Raw genomic sequence first — 15,691 nt, 5'->3', positions numbered from 1 at the left:
GCCTTCCATTACGCCCCCTTTTGTCTATCTGCCAAGTCAAGCATTTCTTGTGCATGATGGCGGGTTTTTTCCGTCACTTCCACGCCGCCCAGCATTCGGGCAAGTTCCTCAATGCGCGTCGACGAGCCAAGCTCTGTGACCATAGTTGAAGTCCGTTCTGCAACGATCGTTTTCTTGATTTCATAATGATGATCAGCCATGCAAGCAACCTGAGGCAAATGAGTGATGGAGAACACCTGGCAATGCGTTGACAATCTCGACATCTTCTCGGCAATGGCTTGAGCAGCACGGCCGCTTACCCCTGTGTCCACCTCGTCAAATATGAGAACAGGTACTTCATCTATAGCGGCAAAGATTGTTTTGAGTGCGAGCATAATACGCGACATCTCACCGCCGGAGGCGATCTTGCTGATTGGCTTCAACGGCTCGCCAGGGTTCGGTGCGATTAGGAATGCCGCTTCATCAATGCCGTTTGCATGCAGCTTGTATGTCTCACCATCTTTACTTTGCTGCAGCTGAACATGGAAGGTCGTACGTTCCATTTGAAGCTGGCGCAGCTCGCTCTCGATCGCTCCCGAGAGCTTGTCGGCGGCTTTCTTGCGATGTAAAGACAGCGTATTGCCAAGCGCAACAGCTTCTGCGAACAAACGGGACTGCTCCGCTTTCAAGCGTGCCAAATGCTCGTCACGATTCTCGATTTTATCGGCTTCCGATTTGATTCCGCTCAAATAGGACAGAATATCAGGGATTGTTTCCCCGTACTTCCGTTTCAGACTGTGAATTAAATCAAGACGATCTTCAATATAAGTTAATCGCTCCGGATCGGATTCAACGGAATCACGATAATCTCTAAGCTGGAATGCCGCATCCTCAAGCTGATAAAAGGCGGATTGCAGCTGCTCCAGAAGCGGCTCCAAGATAACCGGGTCATACTCGCGAATGTCGGATACTCGGCTGACCGCACGACTGATTGCATCCAACCCTTTGCTGCCATGCAGCAGCGCATACGCCTCCGAGGCTGAATCTCTGCGTTTGACCGCATACATGAGCTTCTGTTTCTCTTCCGCCAAAGCTTCATCTTCTCCGGCCTTCAATCGAGCTGATGCGATCTCCTCGATTTGGAAACGGAATAAGTCCAGCATCTGCATATTCTGACGCGAAGTATCCTCCAGCTCTTTAAGCTGTATGCGGGCTTTCTCATATTCTCTGTAAACGGCCCGGTAGGCATTCAAAGTTTCAGCTACTTTTTCACCAGCATATAAATCCAGCCATTCCAAATGCTTCTCGGTACGAAGCAGAGACTGGTGCTCATGCTGACCGTGGATATTGACTAAGCATTCCCCGGTTTCACGAAGCATCGATAAGGTTACGATATGTCCATTGACGCGGCTGATGCTTTTTCCTTGGGAGGAGAGCTCCCGTCTAATGACGAGTCCTTCTTCAGGCGAAGCTTGAATGCCGAATGTTTTCAGCGTGTACCAGACCGGATGCGAGGCCGGAAGCTCGAACATAGCTTCGATTTCAGCCTTGTCGCAGCCATATCTGACCATGTCTGATGCGCCTCTTCCGCCCACTACAAGGCTAAGCGCATCAATCAGGATGGATTTCCCCGCTCCGGTTTCACCCGTTAATACATGAAACCCATCGTGGAATTTCACCGAAACATACTCAATAACAGCCAGATTACGTATAGACAGCTCGCTTAGCATAGTTGCTCTCCTCCTTAAAGATTCTCCGCGCCCCATTGGAAATACTTGCAAGCACTAGTTCATTAATTCATTAAACCAAGCAGTCGTTCTACAATCTCCGCGCTCTGCGGTTTCGTCCGGCAAATCAACAGAATGGTATCATCACCGCAGATCGTCCCCATCACCTCAGGCCATTCCATGTTGTCAATCATGGCTCCGATCGCGTTTGCCGTACCCGGCAAACATTTCATGACGACCAGATTATCCGTGTAATCGATATGAAGAAAGTGATCGGACAACGTCCGCTTCAGCTTATGAATGGAATTGGATCTTGTCTCCTGCGGCAGTGAGTATTTGTAGCGTCCATCCTCGATGGGAACCTTGATCAGCTGCATTTCCTTAATATCCCTCGATATGGTCGCTTGCGTGACCTGTAAGCCTTCTGAACGCAATGTATCGACCAGCTCGTCCTGCGTCTCTACGATTTGGCTTGTAATCAGCTCACGTATCTTCATTTGTCGGACACTTTTCATAATTTCCTCCTGTTGGATCAAGTTCTTGAAGAATCGACTTCAATCTTGAGCCATTCATTTGTTAGGAACCGAATCGAAATGTGATGGTGCGAATGGTTAGTTCCTTGTGATCTACAAACAGAACTCCTTCGCACTCAGGCAACAGCAGCGCGTAGACAAGCAATCGGTCTCGAACACCGCTGCCTGTCCAATCAATCGGCATCCGTTCACGCGCTGTTTTTACAATATAATGTTTGCCATCTTTCTCTGCAAATAAATCGATAAATAATCGGCTGTGCAATATAGTCCCGTCTAAGTCGATCGTTATGGGAACTCGGTACTTTCCATGCGTGACCTCATAACCTGCTTTCTCCAGGAACTGCACGTTGATATCATCATCGTGCACATCTTCGGCATCGCTTAGAAGAAGCTTCGTATTCATTCCGGGCGGTTCATGCAGCCAGCGGTAGAACATTCGATAAAGCCAGAACAAGATCAACCCGCCCGCGACGACCATAACCAGCCAGTCCCCGTAGTTTCCCATCAGGATCCCCTCCAGCATCATGATAAGGCATACCTTATTCATTTCGCTTTGCCGGGAGGTTTTCCTCTAACAAGATAACTGCGTCTGTCAGAGGTTCGGTCCAATACCGAACGTTTGTTTGGTTTCGTTCCTAGTGTACCAAATAATGTCCATCCTGCAAAGAGGGCCGCCTAAAAAAAATAAAAAGCCTCTCATCACGGCCGCAGCCATGAAGAAAAGCTTTCATTCGTTACCCTTTACTCTCTTGAGAGAACGTTCCTGCAGCTTCTTTCACGACAGCCGCAATAGCTTCTTCGCCGGGTGGCTCCGATTGACTGCCCGGTTCCCAACGCCAATAAGCCAAAAATTCAATATTGCCTTCCCCGCCGGTAATCGGTGAGAAAGTGAGCTGCTCCAGCACATACCCCTCCGAAGCTGCCATACTGAGCACTTGCTCAAGCACTTCTCGGTGTACAGCAGATTCGCGCACGACGCCGGTTTTAGGCACCTTCTCGCGGCCTGCCTCGAATTGCGGTTTAATCAGCGCTACAACTCCCGCGCCTTGCTTAAGCAGCGTGCCAAGCGTTGGCAGAATCAGCTTCAGCGAGATGAAGGAGACGTCAATTGTCGCAAAAGTCGGCTGCGGGCCTTTTAAATCTTCCGGCACCGTGTATCTGAAGTTGGTACGCTCCATTACATTGACGCGTTCATCCTGCCGCAGGGACCAATCCAATTGATTGTAGCCAACATCGACAGCATACACATAAGCGGCCCCGTTCTGAAGGGCACAATCCGTGAAGCCGCCGGTGGAAGCGCCGATATCCAGCATGACAGCGCCACTCAGTTCCAGCTGGAACTTCTTGATAGCCTTCTCAAGCTTCAACCCTCCGCGGCTCACATAGGGATGCAGCGCTCCTTTAACAACGATGGACGCCGTTCTGGATACCTTCATGCCGCTCTTCTCGATGCGCTCGCCGTCGACGATGACGAGCCCTGCCATCAGTGCGGCCTTCGCCTTCACCCGGCTGTCATAGAAGCCTTGTTCCACTAACAAAATATCAATTCGTTCTTTCGCAATCGTCATCGGTTTCTCCCGCTCTTCTACACTTGGCCGGTTACGCGCTGCTTACGTAGTCGCGGCAGCAACGTCTTCAGTTCAACTGCCACATGTTCCGCGGTAAGGCCGACTTCCTGCCGCTGTTCTTTAATCGTTCCATGCTCCACGAAGACATCCGGTACGCCCATAATGCGAACCGAAATATTATGTTCGTTATGCAGGGAGTAGAATTCCAGCACTGCACTGCCAAGACCGCCTTGAACGGAACCTTCCTCCAAGACAAGCATATTCAAGCCTTCTTTTGCAATTTGCAGCAGCATCGCTTCGTCCATCGGTTTGATGAATCGTGCGTTAACCACGCGAACGTTCAGTCCTTCGCGTTTCAACAGCTCAGCGGCTTCTTCAGCCACCTGAAGCATCGGTCCGATGGCTGCGATTACAGCTGAATCGCCTTCACGCACGGTTTCCCAAGTGCCAAACGGAATCGGCTTCATTTCTTTCTCGATCTGCACGCCAAGTCCGTTTATTCGTGGGTACCGGATCGCGATTGGCCCTTCGTTATAATCGATCGCTGTCTTCATCATACGGCGCAGTTCATTCTCATCCTTAGGCATCATCAGCACCATGTTCGGGATGTGGCGCAGGAAAGGAATATCGTATACCCCTTGATGGGTCTCGCCATCCGGCCCAACGAAACCTGCACGATCAATCGCAAATACGACATTTGTATTTTGACGGCAAATATCATGCACGACTTGGTCGTACGCACGCTGCAGGAACGTGGAATAAACCGCATAAACCGGTTTCAGTCCTTCCAATGCCATCGCGGCGCACATCGTTGCCGCATGCTGCTCTGCAATCCCTACATCGATCATACGATTCGGATATTTAGCAGCGAATTTAATTAACCCGGAACCTCCGGGCATCGCAGGCGTTACCGCAACAATTCGGTTATCTTCATCAGCCAGGTCCATCAATGCATCACTGAATACTTCCGTGTACATAGGCGGCCCCACAGCTTTGAGCACTTGACCGGACTCGATTTTGTACGGAGTGATGCCATGCCATTTATGGGAATCGGCTTCCGCCGGCGAATAGCCTTTGCCTTTAGTCGTAATAACGTGCACCAGAACCGGCCCCGGTACGTGGCTCGCCTGTTCGAGCAGCTCCGTCAATTGCTCCAAGTCGTGACCGTCGACCGGCCCGAAATAGGTGAAACCAAACTGTTCAAACAAAATACCGCTCATGAGCAAGTACTTCACGCTGTCCTTCAAGCGCTCCGCAGTCTTAGCCAGCTTGCCGCCGATCGCCGGGATTTTGTTCAGCAGTTGATTCAATTCTTCTTTCGCCTTCTGATAATGGCGATCTGTCCGGATCTTACCGAGGTAATGATGTAAAGCACCGACATTCGGCGCAATCGACATTTCGTTGTCATTCAGAATAACCATCAAATTCTTCTTCTCATGTCCGATATGGTTGAGCGCTTCCAACGCCATACCGCCGGTTAACGCGCCATCGCCGATAATCGCGACAACCTTGTTCTTCTCGCCTTTCAAATCGCGCGCGAGCGCCATTCCCATTGCGGCAGACAGCGATGTGCTGCTATGTCCCGCTTCCCATACATCGTGCGGGCTTTCGGAGCGTTTGACGAAACCGCAAAGCCCCTTATATTTACGAAGTGTATCGAATTGGTCCATACGACCCGTTAAAATTTTATGAACGTATGATTGATGGCCTACGTCAAAAAGAAACTTATCCTTCGGGCTGTCGAATAAATAATGCAGCGCCAAAGTAAGCTCGACGACGCCTAAATTCGGCGCAAGATGTCCTCCCGTCTCCGAAAGCTTCTCGATGAGAAAAGCACGAATTTCAGCTGCGAGCTGCTCTAATTGTGCAACTGAGAGAGATTTCAAATCCTTAGGGTCATGAATATGTTCCAGTAACACGGTATTTCCTCGCTTTCCCGGTGGGCAATCCCCGTTGTCCAACGAACTCCAAATGTGGCTAAATTATAACATAGAACGATGCAAAAATCCCAAATCTCGCTATATTAATGATCTCTGCGCATTAAATAATCAGCAATTGCGAGCAAATAATCAGGCGTTGCAAGCTTCGCTTCAGCAAGTGCTTGCTTCGCATCTTGGGTCAGCCGCTCTACGAGTGCAAGGCTTTCATCCATCCCAATCAGATAAGGATATGTCACCTTCTGCTGCTCCACATCGCTTTGGACCGGCTTGCCGAGCTTCGACTCGTCACCGATCAAATCGAGAATATCGTCCTGAATCTGAAACGCTAAACCAAGCTTTCGAGCAAATTGCTGGAGCGATTCCAGCTGCTGCTGACTGGCTCCCCCGATTCGAGCACCGGCCAGCACAGAAAATACGATCAAATCGCTCGTTTTGTGCAGATGAATGTACTCGAGCTCTTCAAGCGAAGTAACGCCTTGCTCGCCCAGTATATCAGCCACTTGCCCTCCGACCATCCCGGCCGCACCAGCGAGTTTAGCCAGGTCCGCCACAATCGCAAGCGTCGTCTCCGGCGATGCACCAAGCGCAGAAGCCTGCGTCACGGCGTAGAATGCATGTGTGAGCAAACCGTCACCGGCCAGAATAGCCATTGCTTCACCGAATACTTTATGATTCGTTAGTTTGCCTCGACGATAATCATCATTATCCATCGCAGGCAAATCGTCATGAACGAGCGAATACGTATGAATCATCTCAATCGCGCAAGCAATAGGCATCGCTTGTTTACGAGCGTTTGGATCTTGATTAACCGCCTCAGCAGCCGTAAGCACGAGAATCGGGCGAAGACGCTTGCCGCCCGCTTCCAGGGAATACATCATGGACTCCCGAAGCTTGGGCGGAATATCCCATCCGAGCGGCAAAGATGACTGCAGCGCCTCTTCGATTTCCAGAACGGAGCGTGTTAAATAATCTGCAGTAGAAACCGAAGTTTTCACTGTTATTCCCCTCTATCTTCGTTTGCTTGCGCAAACGGTTTTTTATGTAAGCCGCTTTCGGTTTCAATCAGAACCTCGATCTTACGCTCTACTTGTTCGAGCTTCGAGCCGCACAATGAAGACAGCTTCATGCCTTCTTGAAAAAGCTCGATTGCCGTTTCCAGAGGAACATCGCCGCTCTCCAGTTTACTGACGATGGACTCCAACCGTTCCATCGCCGCTTCAAAGCTCATCGCTTCTTGCTCTTTAGCTGCTGCCATCTGCTAGGCCTCCCCTTTCATTCCCCAAACCTGACATTCCAGTTGACCATCGGCCACCTTTACGTGGAGCAAATCGCCAAGCTGCACATCGGAAATGGATTTAATGAGCCTTTGATCCTTATCATCGTAAACCAAACTATATCCCCGTGACATGACTTTTAGGGGACTAAGCGCATCCAACTGACGAATGGAACCCAGAAGCTGTACACGCCGCGCCTTCAACCCCTGCTGCATGGTCGAATCTAACCGAGCGTTCAGACGTTCCAGTTGCTTGGCTGCAAGCGCAGCTTGAGCCCCGGGATGAACACGAGTCAGTGCACGATTAAGCGCTGCGTACTGCTCTCGATGTTTCTCCGCGAAACGAATCGTTCTCGCCTTTAATCTCTCCTCCGTACGGTCAAGCCGTTCGGCATGCTGGAGCAGATACTTGCGCGGGTTCAAGAAAAGCGGTGATCTGCGCAGTCGAGCAAGCCGATCCTTCCGATTCTGCAGCGTCATTCGGAGATTCTGTACGAGTCTTGATTCCACTTGCGCGAGTCTCGTCTTCATCTCTTGCATGCTCGTAACAGCCAGCTCAGCTGCTGCCGTAGGCGTTGCCGCACGAAGATCCGCCACAAAATCGGCGATCGTAAAGTCCGTCTCGTGACCGACAGCGGATATAATCGGGATAGCTGACTTCGCAATGCTTCTCGCTACGGCCTCTTCATTAAAGGCCCAAAGCTCTTCCAAAGAGCCTCCGCCCCGGCCAATTATTAATACGTCGACTTCGGCTAATCGGTTCATTGTTTCTATTGCCTTTACGATTGAAGGTGCTGCGCCTGTCCCTTGGACCAGCACGGGAAAAAGCAGCACCGGCACAGTAGGGTGACGGCGCTGCAGCGTAATGATTATATCTCTAACGGCAGCGCCGGTTGGCGAAGTAATAATCCCGATCGCTTTCGGGAAACGGGGAATCGGCCTTTTTCTCGCCCCATCAAAAAGCCCCTCATCTTGAAGCTTCCGTTTCAACTGCTCATAAGCAAGATAAAGACTGCCGATTCCATCAGGCTGCATAGCTGTACAATAAAATTGATAATTGCCATCTCGTTCATAGACGGAAATATTGCCGCGTGCCAGCACCTTGGCACCTTCCTTCGGGATGAACGGAAGTTTCTGATTATAGGAGGCAAACATAATGCATTTCAGCCGACTGTCTTTGTCCTTCAGCGTGAAATACATATGTCCGCTGGAATGATGCGTAAAATTTGATATTTCCCCGCGCAGCCAAACATCGCTGAGCAGCTCGTCCGACTCCAGCTTCATCCCGATATAGCGGTTTATTTCTTTAATCGAAAGTATACGCGCCGGTTCAGCCATCTTCGGATTACTCACTCCTTAATTGCGTGTTGTTGTTTTGCCGCTTTAAGTGTGTTCTGCATCAGCATCGTAATCGTCATCGGTCCAACACCGCCCGGAACCGGGGTAATATAACCCGCTGTATCCAGAACATCATCATAATCAACATCGCCGGCAAGTTTGCCGTCTGGGAGACGGTTAATGCCGACATCGATTACAATCGCGCCCGGCTTAACGAATTGGCGGCCGATCGCTTTGGCTTTCCCGATCGCAACCACAAGAATATCGGCAGTACGTGCGATTTCTTCCATGTTCGCCGTTCTGGAATGACAGATTGTGACCGTCGCATGCTCTCTAAGCAGCAGCATGGATACAGGCTTGCCGACGATATTACTGCGGCCGATGACGACGGCATGTTTACCTGCGATTGTTAGGCCAGTCCGCTTAATCATCTCAATGACGCCAGCCGGTGTGCACGGCAGCAGGCTCTCATCGCCAATAACGAGATTACCTACGCTTTCGGGATGGAAACCGTCCACATCTTTAGCGGTGCTGATTGCGTCAATGACAGCCTTCTCATCAATATGCTTAGGCAGCGGCAGCTGCACGAGGATTCCATGAATGTTTGTTTGATTGTTTAACTTATCGATGAGGGACAGCAGCTCTTCTTGGGATGTCGCTGTATCCAGTCTATGTACTTCCGAATAGAAGCCGAGCTGTTGGCAGGCTTTCTCTTTGCTTCCCACATACACCTTGGAAGCCGGATCTTCACCAACGAGAACTACCGCCAGACCCGGTTTAATGTCTCTTTCGGCTAGCTTCGCGGCAGCTTCACTAATCTCCAAACGAATTGCATCTGAAATCACTTTTCCCTCGATACGTTGTGCAGTCATGCAATCACTCCCATTTCTGTCTTTAATAATTAATTTTCGTAAGCCCCTTAAATCCCTCATGTTGGAGGGCTCTAAGGGGCTCGTACTACTCGTTATTAAACTAAGCGACTGCATGGCGTAACGCCGCTTATGCCTTCGGCTTAAGCTCGTCCAACGCTTGAAGCAGACGTCCCAGAACACCATTGACAAATTTACCGGATTCATCGGTTCCGAAATGCTTCGCAAGCTCGATCGCTTCATTGATAATCGCCTTAGGCGGTACATCATCGCGGAACACCAGCTCGTAACAAGCCAGACGCAATATTTGACGGTCAACGCGCGATAAACGATCTACCTGCCAGCCCGTTAAATAATGCTGCAGCATGTCGTCGATCGCTGTCTTGCGTTCAATGACACCTTGAACCATTTCACGGACATACTCATCAATCCGTTCCACATCCGCCGCATCGGCTTCAATCTCATTCTCGTCATTCACTTCGCTAACCAGCATATCCACAGCTGACGATGCCGTAGCCTCTTCATTCATTTCCATTTGGTACAAGCTCTGTACCACAATCTCCCGCGCTAACCTACGTTTCATGGGGCCTCCTGACAATTTCGCTCAGATTCGATCTACAAAATATGATCTCCTCCCTGCCCCGAACATTCATCATGCCATTGTCCGGGGTACGGAGGAGACCACAGTACTATTTGAACGGCCGCCATCTCTCCATCAGCCATTCGGTTACCCGATGCCACGGAATAATAGGGCCGCTTTGCTCGTCTTTCATTTTCCCGATCGTATAACCGACCCAAAGCAGCAGGCCGAAAAACAACATATCCCAAAATCCAACGATAAAATAAAGGAGTCCGAGAATGATACCTACAGACACACCGGCGATCCGTCCACCATAGGTTGTCCAGATTTCCTTCCACATCGGCATCACCCCTATTCTACGCGACTTTTGAAGTTCGCGGTTTGGATGATGTTAGCTACAAATACGGACACGCCTGCTACAGGAATACCTGTAATCTCTTCCACATGGGATTTGACAGCACGCTGTATTTCTTCCGTTAATGTCGGAATAGAGCTTTCACCATCTGCAATGGCGCGAAGCGAAACTTCGATCCCCGCTTCGCTGATTCTGATCCGCGCCTTTAAATCTTTGACACCCTTCTGACGGCTCGCTGCCTTAAGCGCCAAGTTCTCCACCGTTTCCAGCGAAATTCGAATATCGCCGAATTCCGTACGCTGGTCGATTGAAGGTGCCGAAGCATTGCTGCGACGAAGCGATAGGTAAAGGAAACGAAGACTGATTAATAAAACAATCGTGGAAACAATAATAACCGTCGCTTGCAGCCAGCGATAATCGCCGCTGTACAAATTATGTACCAAATTGTTCAGCCATTCTTCCGGAAACCAGTATACGCCTGCACTAAACGCGATAACGGCTACAGCGCCAATCGCGATGCTGTATAGAAACAGCAGAAGCTTGTCCAACACTCTTATCAACGAGAGTTCCTCCTCGGGGCGGACTAGATAAAACCCCCTAGCGACGAGCGGCAAGCCCAACCACTAGGGGGTATGTCGTCATTCATTCACGCTTGATCCGTTATTTGACTCGTACTTGGATCTCTTCTTCTTCCGGCTTCTCAACCGTTTTGAAATGAACGTCATGAATATGAACATTCACTTCAACGACATGCAAGCCCGTCATCATTTCGATGGAACGTTTGACATTGTTCTGGATGTCTGCCGCAATTTCCGGAATCCTGTGACCATATTCTACAATGATGGACACATCGACTGCCGCTTCACGTTGGCCTACCTCAACCTTAACGCCCTTGGACAAATTTTTACGGCCCAATAGCTCAGCGATGCCTCCGGCAAATCCGCCGCTCATGCCTGCCACGCCACGAACCTCAATTGTCGCAAGTCCTGCAATCACTTCAATGACTTCGGGTGCGATTTGAATAGTGCCCATGTCTGTTTTCTCATAGTCCGCTGCCAGCGTACTCATGGTTATCCTACACCTCCCGTAAAGTAGCTTGCCACCGATCAAAAACCGATAGCTTATCCGCTTCTTATTCCTATACTATAGCATTCTGAGGGAAATATGACAAACCGTTGCGGATGAGTTTACCGCCGTTAAAGACGATTATTCCTCCGGATTGTTGACGTCATTTTCCTCTAAGAACTTGATGTCGAAATTTCCTTTGAGAAACTTTGGATGATTAAGCAGCTTCATGTGGAACGGAATCGTCGTGCGAATCCCGTCGATGGCAAACTCAGCGAGTGCTCGTTTCATCCTTGCAATCGCATCCTCACGCGTGGCTCCCCATACGATCAGCTTCGCGATCATAGAGTCGTAATGAGGCGAAATGGTGTACCCGGGATATGCGCCGCTGTCTACGCGAACGCCCAAGCCGCCCGGCGGCAAGTAGAACTGAATTTGACCCGGGGAAGGCATAAAGCCGCGTTCCGAATCTTCCGCATTGATCCGACATTCGATCGACCAACCGTTGATCTTCAGTTCTTCTTGTTTGATCGACAACGGATTGCCTTCCGCAACGGAAATCATCTCTTTAATCAAATCTACGCCGGTAATCATTTCCGTTACCGGATGCTCAACTTGAATCCGAGTGTTCATCTCCATGAAGTAGAAATTACCATCCGGTCCAAGCAGGAACTCGAGCGTTCCCGCACCTGAATATTGCACAGCCAGCGCCGCGCGTACTGCCGCTTGACCCATGCGCTCGCGCATGGCGGGACTCAGCACCGGACAAGGAGCTTCTTCAACGAGCTTCTGACGACGACGCTGCACCGAACAATCACGTTCAAACAAGTGAACCGCATTGCCGTGTTTATCGGCCATAATTTGAATTTCGACGTGCTTCATGCCCGTCAAATATTTCTCCAGATATACGCCTGCATTGCCGAAGGCTTTCTGCGCTTCGTTCTGCGCAGTCGAGATTTGGGAAATAAGCGTGTCCTCATCCTCTGCGATCCGGATGCCTTTGCCGCCGCCGCCCGCAGTCGCTTTAATAATAACCGGATAACCGATTTCGCGCGCGACGCGAATCGCATCATCCATATCCTCGACAAGTCCGTCGGAGCCCGGAATAATCGGCACATCCGCTTCCTTCATCGTTTTCTTCGCTACTGCTTTATCGCCCATCTTGCTGATGGCTTGTGGAGAAGGACCGATAAACGTCACGTTGCAGGACTCACAAATTTCAGCGAAATCCGCATTCTCCGCCAAGAAACCATAGCCGGGATGAATGGCATCGCAGTCCGTTAAGGTTGCAACGCTCATAATATTGGTTAAATTGAGATAGCTGTCTTTGGAAGCAACGGGACCGATGCAATAAGCCTCGTCCGCCAAACGGACATGCAGCGATTCACGGTCTGCCTCGGAATAGACGGCAACGGTTTGAATGCCCAGCTCGCGGCAAGCGCGAATAATTCGAACGGCAATTTCTCCCCGGTTGGCAATCAAAATTTTATTGAATTTCACGGTAAAAGCTCCTCTCGTGCGCATTGGATCTAGGTGTCACCTTAGCTTTGTTCTGCTATTCCGGTTTAACCAAGAACAATGGCTGCCCGAACTCGACAAGCTGGCCATTCTCAACAAGGATATCCACGATCTCGCCGCGAACTTCCGCTTCCAGCTCATTCATCAGCTTCATCGCTTCAAGGATGCAAACGATCGATTTCTCGTTGATGCGGTCGCCTACGTTAACGAACGGACCTTTCTCAGGCGACGACGCGCGGTAGAACGTACCGACCATCGGAGAAACGATTTGGTGATAATTCTCTTCTTTGGCTGCCGGAGCTTGCGGAGCTGCTGCTGCCGGAGCACCGCCGGGCGTACCTTGGGCCGGTTGAACTTGCGGCTGGTAAGACTGCGTATATGTAGGAACGAGAGACGCAGCTTGGACATTCACCACTTCCGCTTTGCCGGGCTTGCGGATCATCAGGCGGGCGCCATCGTTTTCAATTTCAAGTTCGTGTACGGAAGTCCCATCAACCAGCTTGATCAATTCTTTAATCTCGCTCAGCTTAAACATCGTTTCACTCCTATAAGTTTTTGCGCCTCATGCAAGAAGACGCTGCGTGATTGCGTTGCTGCCTGCTGCTCTAGCTCTACTGCATGCATCAGCCTGCTTCTACTGTGCGAGGCCGTGAGTACCGCACCCTGCAAAAAGGTGACATTTACCAAACCTGCACATACCGAAACCATTATAGCACAAACCTTGCGGAACACGAACCCATTTTTTATACATCGTTGATGGGAAAAAGCCCCATTGCCACTGATTTTGGCATCGGGGCCTTCCTTATTTGCCTTACTTGACGTACTGAATGGTAACTTGCTCCGGCGAAACGCCGAGCTCCGTAATGACCATTGTAAGGATGCTGTCCGCTTGGCTTTTCTCTAATTTGTCGCTCTGTACAACGACTTTGTAGCGATCTCCGTCCGGATAAACAGCGGCGTTGCTGAACTGCTTCACCAGTTCTTCCTCAAGCCCTGTAATCTTAGAGCTCTTGTCTTCAAGCAGGTTCAACTGTTCGACAGCCGAACCGGCTGCTTTGTCATCTTGCTTCGTATCAGAGATGGTGCCATACAGCTTATTATACTCATCGTATAATTTCTGATCACGTTTCTCCTGCATTTGGCTGAATACGCTGGCACTGAAACCGCCTGCTTCTTCGAGTTGACGAAGCACCTCTTCGTCTTCCTGATTCGCAGCTGCCGTTGCCGCCGGATCGGTTGCCGTTCCTTGCTCCTGCGCGGCATTCGAAGTTGAATCCGTTGCATTCGAATCCGTTGCATTCGCGCTTGTTCCGTCAGTTACGTCCGTAACCGTAATTCCCTCATCGTTCGCCGTCGTGCCGGATGCTTCCGTCGCATCCCCCTTCACCTGTTCTTGCTGCGTGCCGTCAGTTGCCACCTGCGATGGGTTCACATCTTCCGTAAACAAGTAGTAGGCCGATAAAATGACCATCAAGCTTAGCATGGATACCAGCCAAATCGTTTGCCTTTTGTTGTTCATGAACGAACAGCCTCCCTTTTCATTGTCCAATTGGTATTATTGATGCTTGCGTGGAACGACCGAAATGCGGTTAATCGCGACATTGAGCCCTTTCTCCACCGCGTCTATAATTAAACGTCTGACCACTCCGTTCTCCGCGCCCTTAGCCACGATGAGCACCCCGCGGACCTTCGGCTGGATACGTTTGACGATAATCGGAGCCGTATCCCCATTTGTGTTGTAAAGCACTACTTTGCCTTCCTTGGTAATGGAAGTAATGTTGCGCTTCCCGCCGTTCTTATCGATTTCGTTCGTGATTTGCTGGGATTCCTTCTCATCGATATGAACCGTAACCTCTTCCGTTGAATCAATGGTCACGAAGACATCGACCAATCCGACACCGACGATTTTCTCTAAAATATCTTTGAGCCTCGCCTCAAGCGGCTGCTCGATGCCGTCAAAGGAAGAATGCTCGGATGAGTTATTACCGAGGAAAACTTCTTCGGTCGGCGGCGTCCCGGAAGCAGCTTGGTCTGCGGTTGGCACCTTCTGATAGGACAGAAAAGAGTTGACCACCATAAGCCCTATTCCGATTAAGCCGATAATGAGCAGCCAGCGCAGCGTCTTCACCCGCTTAGGTCCGCCTTGCCCCTTGCCGATGGTTGACTCCAACCCGCTCAGCCAATTGGCCAACGTCGTTCTCCCCTTTCATTAGTAAGCCGCATCCGGAGCTGCATTCTGTACGTTTACTTCAATTAATCGCGGAGCCACGCCCCAGCCTAATCGAAGGACCTCTTTCACCGCATCGGTCACCGCGCCGGGCGCTTCCTTCTCCGCCGTTTCCGAGTCGGATGCTGATTGATTACTGCCTTGTGAAGCAGCTTCCGGCTGCACGGTAACCTCGACGGCTTCGACCTCACTGACGCTTTTCGTTTGGTCGGACTTCTCCGCCTCGGCTGCTGCCTGCGCTTCAGGGGGCAGGAGCGATACGGTAACGCCGGCAATTTGAGCGGATTGACCGTCTTTATTCATTTCGAGCTTAACGTGGACAGCTGCCGCATGAAGCCCCGCGTTCTCTGCAAGTCCCGCTTTCATCGCTTCCTCCAGCTTCTGCTCGGTTAATGCGGTTGCAGCTGACTGCTGCTTTCGCTGCAGGTCCTTTGCATTTTGCTGGATATCTTCAAGTGTCGGCATGTGGAATTGCTCGGACTTCGTGTTATGGACCCAATTCTCTACCTGCGCATCAAGCTTGGCGTTAAAATCACCTTGCAGCAGCCTGATGACCGGAGTCAGAATCGTCAACAGTATGATCAAGCCCGCTACAAGTCTGACATACCGCTGCATCGCTTTGTTTGGGAGCAGCAGATCGATAAAGCCCGCCAGCAGCACCACCGCGATGATTTGCTGCAGCCACACCGCCAGCCAGTTCATCATGCTGAATTCCACCG

Annotated in this window: 18 protein-coding genes; all 18 read right to left on the bottom strand. The window is 50.5% G+C overall.

The window, feature by feature from the left end:
• Window positions 1-8 precede the first annotated feature (8 nt).
• Window positions 9-1,709 carry a DNA repair protein RecN gene (gene recN, locus I8J30_RS16825; protein WP_210659632.1) on the bottom strand — a complete coding sequence of 567 codons (1,701 nt, stop codon included), beginning with the start codon at window positions 1,707-1,709 and terminating at the stop codon, window positions 9-11.
• Window positions 1,710-1,771: 62 nt separating this feature from the next.
• Window positions 1,772-2,221, bottom strand: coding sequence for a transcriptional regulator AhrC/ArgR (gene ahrC, locus I8J30_RS16820; RefSeq protein ID WP_240548127.1), 450 nt, complete (start codon window positions 2,219-2,221; stop codon window positions 1,772-1,774).
• Between the two features lie 61 nt (window positions 2,222-2,282).
• A complete protein-coding gene (locus tag I8J30_RS16815; protein WP_091219210.1) occupies window positions 2,283-2,744 on the bottom strand; it encodes a hypothetical protein in 462 nt (153 codons plus the stop codon).
• A 229-nt stretch (window positions 2,745-2,973) separates the two neighbouring features.
• Window positions 2,974-3,807: a TlyA family RNA methyltransferase gene (locus I8J30_RS16810; RefSeq protein ID WP_210659630.1), complete on the bottom strand. Its 834-nt coding sequence runs from the start codon at window positions 3,805-3,807 to the stop codon at window positions 2,974-2,976.
• A gap of 17 nt (window positions 3,808-3,824) precedes the next feature.
• The gene (gene dxs / locus I8J30_RS16805; RefSeq protein ID WP_210659628.1) at window positions 3,825-5,726 is read right to left on the bottom strand and encodes a 1-deoxy-D-xylulose-5-phosphate synthase; all 1,902 of its coding nucleotides are present in this window, start codon (window positions 5,724-5,726) and stop codon (window positions 3,825-3,827) included.
• Between the two features lie 104 nt (window positions 5,727-5,830).
• Complete coding sequence (locus I8J30_RS16800; RefSeq protein ID WP_420831232.1) at window positions 5,831-6,742, bottom strand: polyprenyl synthetase family protein; 912 nt, start codon at window positions 6,740-6,742, stop codon at window positions 5,831-5,833.
• A 2-nt stretch (window positions 6,743-6,744) separates the two neighbouring features.
• A complete protein-coding gene (xseB, locus tag I8J30_RS16795; RefSeq protein WP_210659620.1) occupies window positions 6,745-7,002 on the bottom strand; it encodes an exodeoxyribonuclease VII small subunit in 258 nt (85 codons plus the stop codon).
• 3 nt (window positions 7,003-7,005) lie between these two features.
• Window positions 7,006-8,358, bottom strand: a complete 1,353-nt coding sequence (gene xseA / locus I8J30_RS16790; protein WP_210659618.1) for an exodeoxyribonuclease VII large subunit — start codon at window positions 8,356-8,358, stop codon at window positions 7,006-7,008.
• Between the two features lie 11 nt (window positions 8,359-8,369).
• Window positions 8,370-9,230: a bifunctional methylenetetrahydrofolate dehydrogenase/methenyltetrahydrofolate cyclohydrolase FolD gene (gene folD / locus I8J30_RS16785; protein WP_210659616.1), complete on the bottom strand. Its 861-nt coding sequence runs from the start codon at window positions 9,228-9,230 to the stop codon at window positions 8,370-8,372.
• A 127-nt stretch (window positions 9,231-9,357) separates the two neighbouring features.
• Entirely contained in the window at window positions 9,358-9,810 is a 453-nt protein-coding gene (gene nusB / locus I8J30_RS16780) for a transcription antitermination factor NusB (RefSeq protein ID WP_091219227.1), read from the bottom strand.
• Window positions 9,811-9,916: 106 nt separating this feature from the next.
• A complete protein-coding gene (locus tag I8J30_RS16775; protein ID WP_420831231.1) occupies window positions 9,917-10,147 on the bottom strand; it encodes a DUF2273 domain-containing protein in 231 nt (76 codons plus the stop codon).
• Window positions 10,148-10,158: 11 nt separating this feature from the next.
• Window positions 10,159-10,722: an alkaline shock response membrane anchor protein AmaP gene (amaP, locus tag I8J30_RS16770; protein WP_210659613.1), complete on the bottom strand. Its 564-nt coding sequence runs from the start codon at window positions 10,720-10,722 to the stop codon at window positions 10,159-10,161.
• Window positions 10,723-10,822: 100 nt separating this feature from the next.
• A complete protein-coding gene (locus I8J30_RS16765; RefSeq protein WP_091219235.1) occupies window positions 10,823-11,230 on the bottom strand; it encodes an Asp23/Gls24 family envelope stress response protein in 408 nt (135 codons plus the stop codon).
• A 138-nt stretch (window positions 11,231-11,368) separates the two neighbouring features.
• A complete protein-coding gene (accC, locus tag I8J30_RS16760) occupies window positions 11,369-12,727 on the bottom strand; it encodes an acetyl-CoA carboxylase biotin carboxylase subunit (RefSeq protein WP_210659611.1) in 1,359 nt (452 codons plus the stop codon).
• Window positions 12,728-12,782: 55 nt separating this feature from the next.
• On the bottom strand, window positions 12,783-13,280 hold the full coding sequence (gene accB, locus I8J30_RS16755) for an acetyl-CoA carboxylase biotin carboxyl carrier protein (protein WP_210659608.1): 498 nt from the start codon (window positions 13,278-13,280) through the stop codon (window positions 12,783-12,785).
• Window positions 13,281-13,556: 276 nt separating this feature from the next.
• Window positions 13,557-14,264, bottom strand: a complete 708-nt coding sequence (locus tag I8J30_RS16750) for a SpoIIIAH-like family protein (protein WP_210659606.1) — start codon at window positions 14,262-14,264, stop codon at window positions 13,557-13,559.
• A gap of 36 nt (window positions 14,265-14,300) precedes the next feature.
• A complete protein-coding gene (gene spoIIIAG, locus I8J30_RS16745) occupies window positions 14,301-14,936 on the bottom strand; it encodes a stage III sporulation protein AG (protein ID WP_091219244.1) in 636 nt (211 codons plus the stop codon).
• A gap of 18 nt (window positions 14,937-14,954) precedes the next feature.
• On the bottom strand, window positions 14,955-15,677 hold the full coding sequence (gene spoIIIAF / locus I8J30_RS16740; protein WP_210659604.1) for a stage III sporulation protein AF: 723 nt from the start codon (window positions 15,675-15,677) through the stop codon (window positions 14,955-14,957).
• Window positions 15,678-15,691 lie beyond the last annotated feature (14 nt).

The organism is Paenibacillus lignilyticus (assembly GCF_017942085.1).
In the GTDB taxonomy this organism is placed as follows: Bacteria; Bacillota; Bacilli; order Paenibacillales; family Paenibacillaceae; genus Paenibacillus_Z; species Paenibacillus_Z lignilyticus.
The sequence above is the reverse complement of the archived record's forward strand: the minus strand, read 5'-3'. Positions and strand labels throughout refer to the sequence as shown.

What these genes read in the sequence shown, in the direction of transcription:
- nusB (WP_091219227.1), bottom strand. Translation starts at nt 9,810, where the DNA reads ATGAAACGTAGGTTAGCGCGGGAGATTGTGGTACAGAGCTTGTACCAA.
- xseB (WP_210659620.1), bottom strand. Translation starts at nt 7,002, where the DNA reads ATGGCAGCAGCTAAAGAGCAAGAAGCGATGAGCTTTGAAGCGGCGATG.
- I8J30_RS16775 (WP_420831231.1), bottom strand. Translation starts at nt 10,147, where the DNA reads ATGTGGAAGGAAATCTGGACAACCTATGGTGGACGGATCGCCGGTGTG.
- recN (WP_210659632.1), bottom strand. Translation starts at nt 1,709, where the DNA reads ATGCTAAGCGAGCTGTCTATACGTAATCTGGCTGTTATTGAGTATGTT.
- I8J30_RS16810 (WP_210659630.1), bottom strand. Translation starts at nt 3,807, where the DNA reads ATGACGATTGCGAAAGAACGAATTGATATTTTGTTAGTGGAACAAGGC.
- I8J30_RS16815 (WP_091219210.1), bottom strand. Translation starts at nt 2,744, where the DNA reads ATGGGAAACTACGGGGACTGGCTGGTTATGGTCGTCGCGGGCGGGTTG.
- I8J30_RS16765 (WP_091219235.1), bottom strand. Translation starts at nt 11,230, where the DNA reads ATGAGTACGCTGGCAGCGGACTATGAGAAAACAGACATGGGCACTATT.
- accB (WP_210659608.1), bottom strand. Translation starts at nt 13,280, where the DNA reads ATGTTTAAGCTGAGCGAGATTAAAGAATTGATCAAGCTGGTTGATGGG.
- I8J30_RS16750 (WP_210659606.1), bottom strand. Translation starts at nt 14,264, where the DNA reads ATGAACAACAAAAGGCAAACGATTTGGCTGGTATCCATGCTAAGCTTG.
- xseA (WP_210659618.1), bottom strand. Translation starts at nt 8,358, where the DNA reads ATGGCTGAACCGGCGCGTATACTTTCGATTAAAGAAATAAACCGCTAT.
- ahrC (WP_240548127.1), bottom strand. Translation starts at nt 2,221, where the DNA reads ATGAAAAGTGTCCGACAAATGAAGATACGTGAGCTGATTACAAGCCAA.
- folD (WP_210659616.1), bottom strand. Translation starts at nt 9,230, where the DNA reads ATGACTGCACAACGTATCGAGGGAAAAGTGATTTCAGATGCAATTCGT.
- spoIIIAF (WP_210659604.1), bottom strand. Translation starts at nt 15,677, where the DNA reads ATGATGAACTGGCTGGCGGTGTGGCTGCAGCAAATCATCGCGGTGGTG.